Consider the following 16517-nt stretch of genomic DNA (forward strand, 5'->3'; position numbering starts at 1 on the left):
TGGGGCATGGGCGAGGAAGGACAGCGCCTCGCGGAACTCGCCGACGACTTCGAGCGGCGGCACCCCGCCGTCACGGTCGACGTGACCCCGGTGAGCTGGGACGTCGTCCATCAGAAGCTGGTGTCCGCCGCAGCCGCGGGCACGCTGCCCGACATGGCCCAGATGGGCTCGACGCTCATGGGCGAGTTCATCGACCTCGATCTGCTGGAACCCGTCGACACCCGCCACTTCCGCGAGTCCGACTACTTCCCGGCCACCTGGGCCGGCAACGTGCACGACGGCACGGCCTACGGCGTCCCCTGGTACGCCGACGTGCGCGTCCTCTACCACCGCACGGACCTCACCGCCCGCGCCGCGACCCCGCCCGTGACCTGGGCCGACGCCCTCACCCTCGCGCGCGCCTACCAGCGCGACGCGGGGACCCGCTGGGGCGCGGCCCCACAGCCCGGCGGCATGGGCGCGTGGCAGACCTGGCTGCCCTACCTCTACTCCGCCGGCGGTGACCTGATCACCGCCCACGGCGAGCCCGCCCTCGACTCGCCGCAGTCCGTCCGGGCCCTCACCGCCTACGCCGCGTACTTCGACGAAGGCCTCGCCGACCGGACCTTCCGCCCCGGGTACGACGTCGTGAAGGACTTCGGTTCCGGACGCGTACCGATGTTCGTCTCCGGGCCGTGGCAGGTCGAGAACATCGAGTCCCGCCTGCCGCACCTGCGGGGCAAGTGGCGGGCCACGCCGCAGCCCGCGGGGAAGACGTCCACCTCGCACGTCGGCGGCTCCAGCCTCGTCACCTTCCACAGCAGCGGCCACAAGGCGGCGGCCGAGGCCTTCACCGCGTTCCTCACGGCCCCTGAGACCCAGAGCACCTGGTACGAGAAGACCCGCACCCTCCCCGCCAACAAGAAGGCATGGTCGCTGCCCGCGCTGCGCGACGACCCGCGGCTGGACGTGTTCGCGCGGCAACTCGCCTCCGCCCGGCCCGTTCCGCCGCTGCTGGAGTGGGCCAGGCTTGCCGATGTGATCGACGAGAAGCTGGAGCGCCTCGCCCGGGGCGCCGACCCGAAGACCGTCGCCGCCGCGATGCAGCGCTCGGCAGAGGCGGTGCTCGGCCGCTCATGACCCTCGTCACCGCCCCGAAGAAGCCCGTCCGGCACGCTCCCGCCGAGCCGCCCGACACGCCCCGCACACTCGGCGGCACCCGCCGGAGCCGCGCCCAGCAACGCGCGGGCTGGCTGCTCTCCGCACCGTTCCTGGCCCTGTTCGGCACGTTCATGGCGTTTCCCGTCCTCGCCACCCTTGCCATGAGCTTCAGCGACTTCGGGCTGCGCGACGTCACCGATCCGCTCGGCGCCGACTTCGTCGGCCTCTCGAACTACACCCGCCTCTTCGGCGACGAGACGTTCCGCACGGCTCTCCTCAACACCGGCGTGTTCGTCGTCGCCGGTGTACCGCTGACCGTAGGGGCCGGTCTGGTCGCCGCCGTGCTGCTGGACAGAGGCGTCGACCGCATGCGCACCTTCTTCCGCGTCGGCTTCTACGCGCCCGTCGTCACCAGCATCGTCGCCGTGGCCGTCGTATGGCGCTTCGTCCTCGACCCGGCGGACGGTCCGATCGCCTCCCTCGCGGCCGAGGCGGGACTCACCGCCCCCGACTTCCTCGGCTCCGACGCCCTTGCCCTGCCCTCCCTCATCGCCATGGGCGTCTGGCGGAACATGGGCACCGCGATGGTGCTGTTCCTCGCCGGGCTCCAGGCCGTCCCCACCGAGGTACGGGAGGCGGCCCGCATCGACGGCGCCGGCGCATGGGCCGAATTCCGGCGGATCACCGTCCCCCTGCTGCGCCCCACCCTGCTCTACGCGGCCGTCATGACGACCATCGGTTTCCTCAACGTCTTCGAGGAGCCGTTCGTCATGACCGGCGGCGGCCCCGACAACAGCACCCTCACCGTCTCCCTGCTCATGTACGAGGAAGGCTTCGGCTACTTCCGCATGGGCACCGCGAGCGCCATGGCGTACGTGCTGTTCACCGTCGTCCTCGCCGTCACCGTGCTCCAGCTGCGCCTGCTGAAGGACAACACCCGATGAGGCCCGCCGCGAAGACCCGGCCGGTGATCACGCACGTCGCACTGTGGACCGGCCTGATCATGACCAGCGCGCCGTTCGTGTGGATGGCGCTGGCCGCCTTCAGGAGCGAGAAGGAACCGGCTGCCGGCGCGGCGCCGTGGAATCCCGACGAGTGGACGCTGCGGCACTTCAGGGACCTGCTGGAGCTGCTCGACCTGCCCCGGTACTTCCTCAACTCGGCCGTCGTCGCCACCTCCGTCACGCTGTGCAATCTTCTCTTCTGCTCGATGGCCGGGTACGCGCTGGCCAAGCTCGACTTCGGAGGCAGACGCCCGGTCCTCGCGGTCGTGCTCGGCGCGCTGATGGTGCCGCACAACCTGCTGCTGATGCCGATGTTCGTGATGATCAGCGGGATGCGGCTGGCGGACTCCCGCACGGCGCTCGTCCTGCCGTTCGCCGCCGGTGCCTTCGGCGTCTTTCTCATGCGCCAGTTCATGCAGTCGATCCCGGACGAGACGCTGGAAGCCGCACGGCTCGACGGCGCGGGGGAGTGGCACATCTTCCGGCGCATCGCACTGCCCATGGTGCGGCCCGCGCTGGCGACACTCGCGATCTTCACGTTCCTCGCCTCGTGGAACAACTTCCTGTGGCCCCTGGTGGTCACCACCGATCCCGACCGCTACACGCTCCCCGTGGCCCTGGCCACCTTCGCCGTCGACCCCACCCGGGCGGCCGGTTCCAACGGCGTGCTGATGGCCGGTGCGCTGCTGGTCGTCCTGCCCGTGCTCGTCGTCTTCGCCGTACTGCAACGCCACTTCACGCGGAGCATCGCCACCACCGGCCTGAAGTAGCCCTCTCCGCCCATCCCACCCGGAGGCCGAACACCCATGACCGCCCCCGTTCCCGACGCCACCGTGCCCGAGCGGCCGAACATCATCCTTTTCATGACCGACGACCACGCTCCCGCCGCCATCGGCGCCTACGGAAGCGTGATCAACCGGACACCGGCGGTCGACAGGCTCGCAGCCGAGGGCACGGTCTTCGAGAACACCTTCTGCACCAACGCGATCTGCTCCCCGGCCCGAGCCACCCTCCTCACGGGCACCTACAGTCATGTCAATGGCATGACCTCGCTCGAGGGCCCGGACCACAAGTTCGACGCGAGCCAGCCCTCCTTCCCCAAGATGCTCCAGGACGCCGGCTACCAGACCGCGATCATCGGCAAATGGCACCTGGGCCACGGCGGGGGCCACGATCCGCAGGGATTCGACCACTGGGAGGTCCTCCCCGAGCACGGCGTCTACCACGACCCCGACTTCGTGACCGCCGAAGGCACCAGGAAGTATCCGGGGTACGTCACCGACATCATCACCGACCTCGCCCTCAACTGGCTCGACAGGCGGGACGACGACCGTCCCTTCTGCCTGCTGATCCAGCACAAGGCGCCGCACCGCGCCTTCGAGCCCGCCGAGCGCCACAAGCACCTCTACGAGCACGACGACATCCCCGCTCCGCCCACGCTCCACGACAACCTCGACGGCCGTGCCCCCGCCGCCCGCGAGGCCGAGATGAGCATGGAGGACCTCACGGACGAAGACCTCAAGGGCGTCCCCGTCCCCGACGGCCTTTCTCCGCGCGAGGAGCGGGAGTGGCGCTACCAGCGCTACATCAAGGACTACCTCCGTGTCGTCGCCGCCCTCGACGAGAACGTCGGCAGGGTCCTGCACTACCTCGACCTCACCGGCCTCGACGCCTCCACCGCCGTCGCCTACACCTCCGACCACGGCTTCTTCCTCGGCGAACACGGCTGGTTCGACAAGCGCTTCATGTACGAGGAAGGCATGCGCATCCCCCTCGTCCTGCGCTGGCCGGGCGTCACGGAGCCCGGCTCCCGGCACACCGAACTGGTGGCGAACATCGACTACGCCCCCACTCTGCTCGACATGGCGGGGCTGCCGCCGCACCCGCGCATGCAGGGCCGCTCCCTCCTGCCCCTCCTCAACTGCACTTCCGAGGAAACGCTTTGGCGGGAGGCGGTCTACTACCGCTACTACATGCACCTCGACGTCTGCCACAACGTCCAGGCCTGCTACGGCATCCGCACCCGCACCCACAAACTCATCCACTACCCGGGCCACGGGTCCGCCGCCGACGGTGCGAAAGACGCGCCGCGCCCCCCGGCGTGGGAGCTGTTCGACCTCACCACCGACCCGCACGAGCTGCACAACCGCTACGACGATCCCCGGTACGCGGAGGTCCTGCGGGACCTCACCGACCAACTGGCCGCGCTCCAGGCCCACTACGGTGACACACCCGACGGCCACCTCCCGACCGCCCCGCACCGCGAAGGACTGCCCCGATGACAACTCCGCCCCGCCCCGGCAGCCCAGCCACCGAGTGGCTCGCGGACGCCGTCCTCTACCAGATCTACCCGCAGACCTACGCCGACGCGAACGGCGACGGCATCGGCGACTTCGCCGGCATCGAGCAGCGCCTCGACCACCTCGCGTGGCTCGGCGTCAACACGGTCTGGCTCAACCCGTGCTTCGCCTCCCCGTTCCAGGATGCGGGCTACGACGTCTGCGACTACTACACCGTCGCCCCCCGCTACGGCACCAACGACGACCTGGCGAAGCTCGTCGAGAGCGCCCGCAGCCGCGGCATCCGCGTCCTGCTGGACCTGGTCGCCGGGCACACCTCCGACCAGCACCCCTGGTTCACCGCCTCCGCGAACGACCCGGCCGACCACCGCTACATCTGGGCCGACACCGACGAACGCCCGGCCGACGGCTTCGAACCCTCGCCCGGCACCCGCCGCGGCTGGTACAAGCCGAACTTCTTCGCCAGCCAGCCCGCCCTCAACTTCGGCTACGCACGCACCGATCCGGCCGAACCCTGGCGCCAGAGCGTCGATGCCGAAGGCCCGCGCGCCAACCGCCGGGCACTGCGCGACATCATGTCCCACTGGCTCGGACTCGGTCTGTCCGGCTTCCGCGTCGACATGGCCGCCTCCCTCGTCAAGGACGACCCCGGCCACGCGGAATCCGCACGCCTGTGGCGCGAACTGCGGGCCTGGCTCGACACCGCCCACCCGGACGCCGCACTCCTCTCGGAGTGGGGCGACCCGGCCGTCTCCGTACCGGCCGGCTTCCACGCCGACTTCTTCCTCCAGTTCGGAAGCGACAACGACGGTCTCACCCTGCGCTCCCTGTGGAACAACAACACCGGCACCGTGAACGAGCAATGGGCACCGTTGGAGCCCTACTTCGACGCGGAGGGCGCCGGCTCCCCGGCGACCTTCCTCGACAACTGGCAGTCGGCCACCGAGACGATCGCCGCATCCGGCCGCCGCGGCTTCATCTCCCTCCCCACCGCCAACCACGACTTCTCCCGCCTCTCCTCAGGCCCTCGCGCCGCCGAACAGCTCCCAGCCGCCTTCGCGTTCCAACTCACCTGGCCCACCCTCCCCGCCGTCTACTACGGCGACGAGATCGGCATGCGCTACGTCCCCGGCCTTCCCGACCACGAAGGCAGCGTGCTGGGCCCCCGCTACAACAGGGCCGGCTCCCGCACGCCCATGCATTGGGACGACACCGAGAACGCCGGCTTCTCCACCGCCCCCGCCGACGCCCTCTACCTCCCCCTCGACCCCGATCCGGCCCGCCCCACGGTCGCCGCACAACGGGCCGACCCCGGCTCGCTCCTGAACCTCGTACGCCGCCTGATCACCCTGCGCAAAAGCACACCCGAACTCGGCCCGGCGGGCAGCGTGCGCGTGCTCCACGCCGGATATCCCCTCGTGCACGTACGGGGAGGCCGGTACCTTGTCGTGATCAATCCGCGGCGGGACGCGGTGGAAGCCCGTCTGCCCGAGGCGGTGACAGCGCGGCCGGTCGAGGTCCGTGGCGTGGACGTGACGGCCGACCTGGTCCGGGCCGAGGGCTTCGCGTACGGCATATTCGACCTGTCGTGACGGAGCTGTGATGACGAACCCTCCGCACGCCTGCTGCGCTCCTCGCCGCCCGGAAGGGGCGGGGGTGCGGCCCGCCGCGGTTCCCGCCCCCGCTGCTGTCGCCCGCACCGGCGACTGGTGCGATCTGCCTGGCGGGACGTTCCTCATGGGCAGCGACAGTGCCCCCTACCCTGCGGACGGGGAAGGCCCCGCCCGTCCGGTGACGGTCGAGCCGTTCAGAATCAGCGCGACGACCGTCACCAACGAGGAGTTCGCCGCGTTCGCCGACGCGACCGGCTACCGCACGGACGCGGAACGGTTCGGCTGGTCGTTCGTCTTCGCCGCATTCCTCCCCGGCGACTTTCCGCCCACCCGCGCGGCGGCGGGCACCCCCTGGTGGCGCCAGGTGTACGGGGCGTACTGGCGAAGCCCCGAGGGTCCCGGCTCCGACGTCCTCGACCTTCCGGACCATCCGGTCGTCCACGTCTCCCACAACGACGCGCTGGCGTACTGCGGTTGGGCGGGTGTCCGGCTGCCCGCCGAGGCGGAGTGGGAGTACGCCGCCCGCGGAGGTCTCGAGGGCATGCCCTACCCCTGGGGCGCGGAACGCGATCCGGGCGGCGACCACCGCATGAACATCTTCCGCGGCACGTTCCCCCACACCAACACCGCCGCCGACGGCTACCTGGGCACCTGCCCGGCCGACGCCTTCGAGCCGAACGCCTACGGCCTGCACAACACCACCGGCAACGTGTGGGAGTGGTGCGCCGACCGGTTCACCCCGAGCGGCGACGCCCGCGTCCTCAAAGGGGGGTCGTACCTGTGCCACGAGTCGTACTGCCTGCGCTACCGCACCTCGGCGCGCATGCCGAACACCCCGGACAGCTCCAGCGGCAACACCGGCTTCCGTGTCGCCGGGCAGGGGCCGTGACCCATGTGGGGCCCTTGTCACCGCGGCCAGGCCCTGGTCTTGTGTACCCGCGGGCGAGACCGCCAGGACATCGAGGAGCAGCGTGGAACGAGTGACGGGGCGGAACGTCCGAGGCGCCCTGCCCGACGGGCTCGCCGACGCGATACGCGGCACCGCCGCGGACATCGCCGCCCTGCTGCGTCCGGGCACCGACACGAGGGCTGCGGTACCCGGCTCGGCCTGGACCGTCGGCGAGGCTGCCGCGCATCTCGCCCAGGCCAACGAGCTGATGGCCGACATCGCAGCAGGGCAGGAGCGCAGCCACGGCGACGGCACGCCGCAGAGCCTGGCCGCGGCGAACGCACACGCGCTCGCAGCCTTCGCCGAGCGCGCGGCCGAACCCCTGGCCGCGCTGATCGTGGCGCATGCCGACGCCTTTGTCACGGCGGCTGACGAGCGGCTGCCGGAGGAGGTCGTGGCGACGCCCTTGGGAACGATGAGCCGCGCCGTGCTGGGCTCGTACCTGCTCACGCACATGCTCGGCCACGGCTACGACCTCGCCCGCGCGGCCGGCCGGCCGCACATGATCGACCGTGCCCGAGTCCGGCTCTCTCTGCCGTTCCTGATCACCGCAATGCCCCGGGTCGCGAACCCGGCTGCAACGGACGGGCTGACGGCCTGCTACGCGCTCCGCCTGCGCGGCGGTCCGGGCTTCGGCGTCACGATCACCGACGGTGCCGTCGTCGTCGGCCCGCAGGTGCCGGTCCGCCCCGACTGCACCATCCTCACGGAACCGGTCACCTTCCTCCTGATGGCCCTCGGCCGCCGGAACCCGTGGTCCGCCATTGCCTCGGGCCGGATCCTCGCATGGGGGCGCAAGCCATGGCTCGCTCCCCGGTTCCCGACGCTGTTCACGGCACCCTGAGCACCCGGAGGCATTCCGGCCGGGATTGCGTCAAGGCTGTCGGGCCGGCGCCCCTGCCCCGAACCGCGGACGTGCCGGCCTCGTCGAGCGAGCCCGCACGTCCGTGCCGGAAACGAGGGCCCCACGGGCCCGGTGCTCAGGCGCCCGCCGACGACTGCGCCTCCGCCTGCGCCCGGAACAGGCGGCGCAGCCGCACCACGCCCAGGTCGTGCTGGTACAGGTTCTCCTGCTGGTCGGCGTCGGCCGGCATCGCCTCCAGCATCACCCGGTCCTGCTCCAGCACCTCCCAGTGGCGCTTCTCGATGAGCGTCCGGTACAGGAAACGCCAGGACGCACGCTGCCAGCCCTCGACGCGGCGGTAGCGCCAGAAGAAGACACCGGTGCGCCCGGCGTCGACCGGGCAGGCCATGCCCACGATCCCGAACGGACCGCCCGGGCCTGCCGACGGCGGATACGGAATGGACAGGTCGACCCAGTCGACGCCGGTCCGGCACAGCTCCACCCAGTCGAAGTTGACGCCCCGCTGGTCCGTCTTCTCGAAGAAGTAGCCGCGGTCGGTCTCCCGGATGCGGAACTTGGCCGTCGTGTCACCGTCGAACATCGAGTGCGAGTCGTGGTGCAGGAAGGCGCCGTGCATCGGGTCGAGCAGGTTCTCCATCGCGAACCGCCACGGCACGTTCCACTCGGCGTAGCACAGGAACGCGTCGGTCCCGGGGTCGGTCAGCGGCTCGGGCAGCGTCAGCTCGACCGGCTCGGGATGCTCCTCGTCGCCGAAGTAGGCGAGGATCGCGCCGCCGACCTCGCGCACGGGCAGCGAGGTGACGAGCTTCTTGCCCTCCAGGTTGCAGCCGGGCAGTCCGGGAACCGAGGAGACCGTGCCGTCGGTCTCGACCTCGACGCCGTGATACCAGCAGGCGACCCGGTCGCCGAGGTGCTTGCCGAGCGACAGGGGTGCGCCGCGGTGCGGGCAGCGGTCGGCCAGCATCGACAGGACGCCGTCGGAGCGGCGGAACAGCAGCCACTGCTCACCGAGCGCGGTCACCTTGCGCATGGCGCCCGGGGCGACGAAGTGCGAGGGGACGACGGGGTGCCACTGGTTGCGCAGCCCGGTGGCGTAGATGTGGTCCGCGGTGGCGGACGTCGACAGCGTCATGGTCAGGCTCCCAGTCGGTTGATCTCGGCGAGGAACGACTCCTCGGTCCACGGGGCGCCGTCGGCTGCGTGAACCTGACGGGCGTTGAGCCCACGCACGACGTCGGCCAGGTCGTGGCCCTCCTTGGCGAAGACCTCTTCGAGGGTCGCGGCGAGCTTGTACTCGTACGGCGTGGGCTCGTGCGTACGGGACTGGTGGATGTCCAGGTACGGCCAGGCGCCGGTCACGGTGTCGGTCACGGTGTCTCCTGAGAATGCGGGGAAGGGGTCACAGGTCGAGGACGAGCCGGCCGGAGGCGCACCGCGAGACGCAGATCATCATCGTGGCGCCGGCGGCGTGCTCCGCCTCGCTCAGCAGGAAGTCGCGGTGGTCGGGGGTGCCGTCGAGCACACGGGTCTCACAGGACCCGCAGATGCCGTCGCGGCAGGAGCTGTTCACACTGAGCCCGGCGCTCTCCGCGGCGTCGAGGATCGAGGTGTCCGCGGCGACGGTGAGGGTCACCCCCGAGATGCGGCACTCGACCTCGAACGCCTCGTCGTCCCCGGTGCGTTCCACGACGGGGGCGGCGAACCGCTCCAGTCGCAGCCGGCCGTAGGGGCAGCGCTCCTCCACGGCGGCGAGCAGCGGTTCTGGGCCGCAGGAGTACACCAGCGTGCCCTCGGACAGCTCCGCCAGCACCGTGTCCAGATCGATGTGGCCCAGCTCTTCCTGCGGGACGAGCGTCACGTCGCCGCCGAGCGCGGCGAGTTCGGCGAGTTCGGCGGTGAAGGCCATCGAGGCGCGGCCCCGGCCACCGTAGACCATCCGCCATGCGTCGCCCCGGCGGGTGGCCTCGCGGGCCATCGCCAGCAGCGGCGTGATACCGATGCCGCCGGCGACGAACACATACGCGTCGGCTGCCTCCAGCGCGAAGTGGTTGCGCGGCTCGGAGGCCGTGACGGACTGACCAGGACGCAGCTGGGTGTGCACGTAACGCGAACCGCCCCGCGACGAGGGCTCGTTGAGCACCCCGATGCGGTACGTGCCCGTGTCGTTCGGGTCGCCGCACAGGCTGTACTGGCGGACCTGGCCGCCGACGTGGACATCGAGATGCGCACCGGGTGTCCAGGCGGGCAGGGGCTTGCCCTCGGGGTGGGCGAGCTCGACGGACAGGACGCCCTCGGCCTCCCATGTCATACGGCGGACGATCAGCTGCAGCGGGTTCTCGCTCATGGCCTGGTGCCTCCTTACCGGCAATAGGGCAGTTACGGGGCCGGGCTACTGGCCCGGGATCCTCACGGGCGGGGTGAACGGGTTCTTCATCGGGCCCAGAGCCGTCAGATCGACCTCGACGAGCGTCGGCCCGTCCGAGGCCACGGCCTCGCCGATGACCGGCGCCGCGTGCTCCTCGGCGGCGATCCGCAGGTACGGCAGCCCGCAGGCGCGTGCCAGCAGTTCGAAGTCGGGCGTGGCGAGGTCGACGCCGGAACGCCGCTCGCTGTAGCGGTCCTGCATGTTGCGCAGCACTCCGTAGCCGCCGTCGTTGAAGACGACCAGCGTGAGCCGGGGCCGTTCCTGGGCCAGGGTGAGCAGTTCGCCGAGGTGGACGGCGAGCCCGCCGTCACCGGCGATCACGACGGTCGGCGCGTCGGGCCGGGCGAGCGCCGCACCGATGCCCATGCCGAGCCCCTGTCCGATGCCGCCGCCGCGCGGGAAGACGTTGTCCCGCGGGTCGTACATCTCCAGCAGACGGTTGCCCCAGCTGCTGGAGGGGATGGTGACGTCGCGGGCGACGACCGCCTCACGCGGCAGGGCCGCGCGGATCGCGTCGCAGATCGCGGCCTGCGGGCCGATGTTGTCGTGCAGCGTCGCCCGCACCTCGGTGCGCACGGCGGCGACGCGTTCGCTCCAGCCGGCCTCGGCGGGCCGTGCGTGGGGCAGCAGGCCGGCCAGGGCGGACGCCGCGTCGCCGTGCAGGGCGTGCGCGAGCGGGTACACCCGGCCGAGCGCGGCCGCGTCGACGTCGATCTGGATGTGCGCCGCGGGGATCGCGAGCGTGTAGTCGGCGGTCTCGTTGGAGCGGAAGTGCGTGCCGATCGTGAGCAGCACGTCCGCGTCGGCGAGCAGGGCACGCACGGCAGGCGTGGTGGCGAAGTTGCCGATGACCTGCTCGTGGTCCTCGGGCACCGCGCCGCGCCCGGAGTTGGAGGTGAGCAAGCCCGCTCCGGTCGCCTCCAGCAGCCGGGCGAGTTCGCCGCGTGCGGTGGCGGCGCCGCCACCCGCCCAGATCAGCGGGCGGCGGGCCGAGGCCAGCAGGGCACCGGCGGCGGCCAGCTCGCCGTCGGTCGGGGCGGGACGGGAGTGTGCGGGCAGCTCCGCGGGCGCGTCGGTCTGCTCCGCGTACTGCAGGTCGATCGGCCACTCCACGCTCGCCGGGCCACCGGGCGCGGCGAGCGCCGCGTGCGCCGCCTCGCGCAGGATCCGGCCCGCCTGTTCGGCGTCCGGCACACTCGCCGCATGGGCCGAGACGGCGGTGAGCATGCCGAGCTGGTCCTTCGTCTCGTGGATGAACCCCCGTCCGCTGCCCAGGAATTCGCTCTCGACCTGTCCGGTGATGTGCAGTACGGAACTGCCCGCGCTCAGCGACTCGATCAGGGATCCGGCCGCGTTGCCCGCACCCGTGCCGGTCGAGGTCAGCGCGCAGCCGAGGCCGCCGCGGGCCCGCCCGTAGGCGTCGGCGGCATTCACGGCGGACGCCTCGTGCCGTACGGGGACGAAACGCAGTTCACGGTCGACGGCCTCGACGAGCGGCAGATTGTGCACACTCACGATGCCGAAGACGGTGTCGATGCCGAGCTCTCGCAGGACGGCGACGAGGAGATCGCCTCCGTTGTCGTAACGCATGGTGTCTCCTCAGAGGATGGAGCGGCCGACTCCGCCGCAGACGTCGACGCTGGTGCCGGTGATGTACGAGGCGCGGGGCGAGAGCAGGGTGACGATCGCGTACGCGACCTCCTCGGCCCGGCCGAGGCGTCCCAGCGCGACCCCCCGGTCGGCCGCGAGCTCCGCCTGCCAGTCCTCGTAGCTCGTGCCGGTGCCGGCGGCGGCGTGGCGGCGGGTCCACTGGCCGGTGTCGATGAGCCCCAGGCACACGGAGTTGACCCGGATGCCGTCGCCGGCCAGTTCGGCGGACAGGGACTTGGAGAGGTTGAGGATTCCGGCGCGGGCGGCGCTGGTGGTGATCAGGCGGGGCTCGGGCTGCTTGGCGAGGACCGCGTTGACGTTGACGATGCTCGCGGCGTCGGACGCCGCGAGATACGGGCGGGCGGCGTGCAGCGGGTTGAGCACTCCGGCGAACTTGAGCTCCAGCTCGTCGCGCCAGTCCTCGGCGGTCGAGTCGTCGAGCCCCTTCATCCGGGACTGTCCCGCGTTGTTGACGAGTCCGTCGACACCGCCGAACTCGTCGGCGGTGCGGCGTACGAAGCCGTCCACCGCGCCGGCGTCCCGTACGTCGCACACTGCGGTCAGCAGCCGGTCGCGTCCGGCACCGAGCCGGGCGGCCACCTTGGCGAGCCGGTCGGCGTCGCGGCCGCAGGTGGCGACGCGGGCGCCCTCGTCGAGCAGGGCGCGGACCGTGGCCAGGCCGACGCCCGAGCTGCCGCCGGTGACCACGATGGTGCGGTCGGCGAGGCCCAGATCCATAACTCGGTACTCCTGCAGATCAGTTCATGGTGAAGCCGCCGTTGACGGCGATCACCTGTCCGGTCAGATAGCGGGACTCCTCGCCGAGCAGGTAGGAGACGATCCCGGTGAGGTCGTCGGGCTGCTGCGGCCGGGAGATGGCCCGGTTCATGCGGTAGAGGTCGTGCCGCTCGGCGGGCACGGTCTCGGTCGCCTCGCACTCGGTCAGCCCGGGGGCGACCGCGTTCACGGTGATCCCCTTGTCGCCGAGCTCACGGGCCATCGCCCGGGTGAGCGCGATGACCGCCCCCTTGGAGGCGATGTAGTGGGCGAGGCGCGGGGAGCCGTACAGGGCGGCGTCCGAGGCGATGTTGACGATCCGGCCCGGGGAGACGAAGAGCGGGTACAGCGCCTTCGACACCAGCCAGGGGCTGCGGGCGTTGACCGTCATCAGCCGGTCCCACACCTCGGCGTCGATGTCCCAGAACTCCTTGCCGCCGACCCCGTTGGCCAGCGCCGCGTTGTTGACGAGCCCGTACAGCGGGCCCAGTTCCCCCACGGCGCCGGCCAGCGCGGCCACCGAGGCGGGGTCGGCGACGTCGCAGCGTACGAAGTGGGCGTCGATGCCCTCCGCGCACAGCTGAGCGACGGCACGCTCGCCGCGCTCCGGATCCAGCTCGGCGACGACGACGCGGAAGCCGTCGGCGCCGGCCCGGCGGGCCATGGCCAGTCCCAGGCCACGGCCCGCGCCGGTGACGACGACGACCCGCGGGTCAGTCACGGGTGACACCGTGCATCGGCGAGTACTCGGGGTACGACGGCACCTGCGGCTTCTGCGTGCCGATGACGACGCAGAACAGGGCGTCGGTGTCGCCCTCGTTCTTCAGCGAGCGGGTCACACCGGCCGGGACGACGATCATGTCGCGGTAGCCGAGGGTGCGGTACTCGACCTCGTCGGGGCCGCGGTGGATACCGACCTTGACCTCGCCCTCCAGGACGAAGAAGGCCTCTTCGACATCGTGGTGGGTGTGGGCCGGGCCCTCGGCACCGGGCGGCAGCAGCATGTTGGAGAAGGTGAAACCGCCGGACGGGATGATGCGGCTGTCGCCCTCGTGGTTGCCGGTGGCGCCGGAGCCGACGTAACGGATCTGGCCGCGGCGGAACTGCGGGCCCGCCTTCTCCTGGAAGGAGAGGGTGTCGAAGTCCGCCACCCGGGAGTCCTTGGTGGCGATGAGGGAGTCGGTGTAGGCGGCGAGGTCGCTGCCGTTGTCGTATGCGGTGGTGGTCAGAGGCATGAGGAACAGCTCCTACTCGGGGATGCGTGCGGTGATGCGGAGGTGGGAGAGGACCCAGGCGTTGAAGTGCCCGGGTTGCTCCTGGTTTGCCAGGTGACCGGCGTCCTTGACGATCACGTAGGCGGCCTTGTGGAGGGCACCGGCGATGGCCTGGCTCGCCTCGGTGCCGGTGACGGTGTCCTGGTCCCCGCAGAGCACGAGTGCCGGTGCGGCGATCGAGGGGAGTTCGGCGCGCAGATCGGCTGCGGCCATGGACTCGGCCGCGTAGGCGTAGCCCGGCAGCCGTACCGAGGCGGCCATGGTGTCGACGACGCGCCGGACCAGTTCGTCGGGTGCGCCCGCGGACACCAGCCGCGGTCCGCGTGCCTCGGCGAAGGCACGCGGTCCGACCTCGGCCAGCTCGGTGGCCCGCGCCCGCATGCCCTTGGCCTTCGCCTCGTCCGTGCCCGATCCGGGGCTGGAGTCGGCGACGATCAGCGAGGCGACGAGGTCCGGGTGGCGGGCGGCGAGCCGCACTGCGATCACGCCGCCCCAGGAGACGCCGAGCACATGGGCGCTCGCGCCGCGCTCACGGATGAGCCCGGCCGCCGTGTCCGCGAAGTCGTCGAGGGTGAGGGGGGCCTCGGGATCGGGGGACTTGGCGTATCCGGGGGCGTCCCAGGCCACGACCCTCGCGTACGAGGAGAGTTCGGCGAGCTGCGGCGCGAACGCCGCCGACGAGGAGCCGATGCCGTGCAGGCACAGCAGCAGCGGGCCCCGGTCCCCGGCCTCCTCGACATGGACGTCGGCGACAGGACGGCCGGCGCGGGCGCTCACAGGATTTGTCCCGTCCGCCCGGCGAGTGCGCCGAGGCTGCGCAGCACCGCGTACGGCACGATCTGGCTGGTCGCCGGGTTGCCCGGGTCGGGCAGATGCGCGACCTCGAAGCGGTACGCGCCGTGCCGCCCGGACGCCTCGACCACGTGCCGGGTGCGGTGGGCCGCCGGGTCGGCGACGACCTGGACCCGCACAGTGTCCAGGTCGCCGACGGCCAGCGCGACCGAGGCGGCCACGTTCGTCGACTTGGGGAACTTCACCGGGACGTCCCGCGCTGTGCCGGACATGACCTCGACCGGTCCGGTCGCCGTCCGCATCCGGTGCAGCAACTCCTCGTCCATCCAGGGCTGTTCGAGTGTCGAGGGCAGCTTGACGGTGGTGAGGCGGACCTCGTCCAGCGGGCCCAGGGAGCGTGCCGCCTGGAGCAGGTCGAGACCGCCGACCGCGCCGCCGGTGAAGTAGACCCGGCCGGGTCCCGCCGCGAGCAGCCGCTTCGCGAGCTCGTCGTCGGTCAGCGCGCCGGAGGAGGCGATCAGCAGATCGGTGCCGGAGGCCAGCACCCGCTCGCCCCATTCCCGTACGACGCCCTGTCCCGCGGCCTCCACGATCAGGTCGCAGCGCTCCAGCGCCTCCTCGAAGGTGACCTGCTCCGCGGGCGCCGCCTCGCCGAGCGGACGGTTGTCGACGATGCACACCAGCTCGGCGCCGTCCACCTGTCCTTCGGCGAGGGCGGTGCCGACGACGCGGCCGATCGCGCCCCAGCCGACGATGCCCACTTTGCGTACGGTGCTCATGCGGCGTCCTCCTGGGTTGCGGCGTCGACGGGGGCGAGCGGGCCGGGGTCCGGCGTACCGGCCATGTGACAGCGGATCTCCTTCGACGGCGGTCCCGCGGTGCCCCACAGGTCGGAGAGCTCCGGGACGCGCCGCCACACCCGGGCGATCCAGGCGTCCTCGACGATCTGCGCGACCTCGGAGGTGTACTCGCAGACCAGCCCGGACGGGTCGGTGAAATAGGAGAACGTGTTGTTGCCGGGGCCGTGGCGTCCGGGGCCCCACTTGGGGGTGATGCCGTGGTGGCGGAGCCGGCCGAGGCCCCGCATGAAGTGGTCGACCGACGGCATCTCGTAGGCGACGTGGTTGAGCGAGGTCCACTCGGCCTGGTTGAAGGCGATGCAGTGGTGGTCGGCGTTGCAGCGCAGGAACGCCATCTGGTGCTCGGACCAGTCGGACACGCGCAGTCCCAGCACGTCGCAGTAGAAGGCGACGGCGGCGTCGATGTCGGTGGTGTTGAGCACGGCATGCGTGACGCCGACCGGCACCGCGCCGTCCCGGCCGCGCGGGACGACCGCCTCGACCTGGGCGCTGATCTCGATCAGGCGCTGCTCGGGGTCGGTGAACCGCAGCCCGTAGCCGCCGCCCGCCTGCTCCAGCGGACCGGGCCCGAAGACGGGCTTGATGCCGCGTGCCTCGAGGCGCCGGGCGGCGGCGTCGACCTCGGCGGGCGTGGCGACGGCGAAGGCGATGCGGCCGAGACCCACCCGTTCCCGCTCGGTGAGGTGCAGGACGTGGTGCTCGTCGCCCGTGCCGCGCAGCCAGCGCGCACCGGTGTCGGACTCGACGGTCTCGAGCCCCCAGACCTCCTGGTAGAAGTCGGCGGCCTCGGTGAAGGCCGGGGTGTGCAGCTCGACGTAGCGCAGCGAGCGGAGCCGGGCGATCGGACCGGGCGGTGGTTGGTGCATCA

At 71.6% G+C, this 16517-nt stretch carries 17 protein-coding genes; 7 read left to right on the plus strand and 10 right to left on the minus strand.

What is annotated here, in order from left to right; all coding sequences use genetic code 11:
• The 7 genes from ABZ070_RS18615 to ABZ070_RS18645 all read left to right on the plus strand — a co-directional run.
• Positions 1-1119 (plus strand): extracellular solute-binding protein (locus ABZ070_RS18615; RefSeq protein WP_356635099.1); only part of this gene is annotated, 1119 nt, incomplete at its 5' end.
• The gene (locus tag ABZ070_RS18620; RefSeq protein ID WP_356635101.1) at positions 1116-2084 is read left to right on the plus strand and encodes a sugar ABC transporter permease; all 969 of its coding nucleotides are present in this window, start codon (positions 1116-1118) and stop codon (positions 2082-2084) included. The genes ABZ070_RS18615 and ABZ070_RS18620, both read left to right, overlap by 4 nt.
• Positions 2081-2914 carry a carbohydrate ABC transporter permease gene (locus ABZ070_RS18625; protein ID WP_356635103.1) on the plus strand — a complete coding sequence of 278 codons (834 nt, stop codon included), beginning with the start codon at positions 2081-2083 and terminating at the stop codon, positions 2912-2914. Before ABZ070_RS18620 ends, ABZ070_RS18625 begins: the two co-directional genes overlap by 4 nt.
• Positions 2915-2950: 36 nt before the next feature.
• Positions 2951-4426: a sulfatase gene (locus ABZ070_RS18630; RefSeq protein ID WP_356635105.1), complete on the plus strand. Its 1476-nt coding sequence runs from the start codon at positions 2951-2953 to the stop codon at positions 4424-4426.
• A complete protein-coding gene (locus ABZ070_RS18635; RefSeq protein ID WP_356635108.1) occupies positions 4423-6036 on the plus strand; it encodes an alpha-amylase family glycosyl hydrolase in 1614 nt (537 codons plus the stop codon). Before ABZ070_RS18630 ends, ABZ070_RS18635 begins: the two co-directional genes overlap by 4 nt.
• A gap of 10 nt (positions 6037-6046) precedes the next feature.
• Positions 6047-6946, plus strand: a complete 900-nt coding sequence (locus ABZ070_RS18640) for a formylglycine-generating enzyme family protein (RefSeq protein ID WP_356635111.1) — start codon at positions 6047-6049, stop codon at positions 6944-6946.
• 82 nt (positions 6947-7028) lie between these two features.
• A complete protein-coding gene (locus tag ABZ070_RS18645; RefSeq protein WP_356635113.1) occupies positions 7029-7850 on the plus strand; it encodes a maleylpyruvate isomerase family mycothiol-dependent enzyme in 822 nt (273 codons plus the stop codon).
• Between the two features lie 136 nt (positions 7851-7986).
• Here the strand turns inward: ABZ070_RS18645 and ABZ070_RS18650 are convergent, their stop codons facing one another.
• The 10 genes from ABZ070_RS18650 to ABZ070_RS18695 are packed head-to-tail and all read right to left on the minus strand — an operon-like array spanning position 7987 to position 16515.
• Entirely contained in the window at positions 7987-9003 is a 1017-nt protein-coding gene (locus ABZ070_RS18650) for an aromatic ring-hydroxylating dioxygenase subunit alpha (RefSeq protein ID WP_356635115.1), read from the minus strand.
• A 2-nt stretch (positions 9004-9005) separates the two neighbouring features.
• A complete protein-coding gene (locus tag ABZ070_RS18655) occupies positions 9006-9242 on the minus strand; it encodes a recombinase-like helix-turn-helix domain-containing protein (RefSeq protein ID WP_356635117.1) in 237 nt (78 codons plus the stop codon).
• A 28-nt stretch (positions 9243-9270) separates the two neighbouring features.
• On the minus strand, positions 9271-10215 hold the full coding sequence (locus ABZ070_RS18660; protein ID WP_356635119.1) for a PDR/VanB family oxidoreductase: 945 nt from the start codon (positions 10213-10215) through the stop codon (positions 9271-9273).
• A 45-nt stretch (positions 10216-10260) separates the two neighbouring features.
• Positions 10261-11886 (minus strand): thiamine pyrophosphate-binding protein, encoded by a 1626-nt coding sequence (locus tag ABZ070_RS18665; protein ID WP_356635121.1) that lies wholly within the window; start codon positions 11884-11886, stop codon positions 10261-10263.
• Between the two features lie 9 nt (positions 11887-11895).
• On the minus strand, positions 11896-12684 hold the full coding sequence (locus tag ABZ070_RS18670; protein ID WP_356635123.1) for an SDR family oxidoreductase: 789 nt from the start codon (positions 12682-12684) through the stop codon (positions 11896-11898).
• A 19-nt stretch (positions 12685-12703) separates the two neighbouring features.
• Complete coding sequence (locus tag ABZ070_RS18675; protein WP_356635125.1) at positions 12704-13444, minus strand: SDR family oxidoreductase; 741 nt, start codon at positions 13442-13444, stop codon at positions 12704-12706.
• Complete coding sequence (locus tag ABZ070_RS18680; RefSeq protein ID WP_356635127.1) at positions 13437-13958, minus strand: cupin domain-containing protein; 522 nt, start codon at positions 13956-13958, stop codon at positions 13437-13439. The genes ABZ070_RS18675 and ABZ070_RS18680 overlap by 8 nt, the downstream gene beginning before the upstream one ends.
• Positions 13959-13970: 12 nt before the next feature.
• Positions 13971-14774 carry an alpha/beta fold hydrolase gene (locus tag ABZ070_RS18685; protein ID WP_356635129.1) on the minus strand — a complete coding sequence of 268 codons (804 nt, stop codon included), beginning with the start codon at positions 14772-14774 and terminating at the stop codon, positions 13971-13973.
• Positions 14771-15568 carry an aspartate dehydrogenase domain-containing protein gene (locus ABZ070_RS18690; protein ID WP_356635131.1) on the minus strand — a complete coding sequence of 266 codons (798 nt, stop codon included), beginning with the start codon at positions 15566-15568 and terminating at the stop codon, positions 14771-14773. The genes ABZ070_RS18685 and ABZ070_RS18690 overlap by 4 nt, the downstream gene beginning before the upstream one ends.
• A complete protein-coding gene (locus tag ABZ070_RS18695) occupies positions 15565-16515 on the minus strand; it encodes a VOC family protein (RefSeq protein ID WP_356635133.1) in 951 nt (316 codons plus the stop codon). Before ABZ070_RS18695 ends, ABZ070_RS18690 begins: the two co-directional genes overlap by 4 nt.
• Positions 16516-16517 lie beyond the last annotated feature (2 nt).

The organism is Streptomyces sp. NPDC006283 (genome assembly GCF_040613325.1).
In the GTDB taxonomy this organism is placed as follows: Bacteria; Actinomycetota; Actinomycetes; order Streptomycetales; family Streptomycetaceae; genus Streptomyces.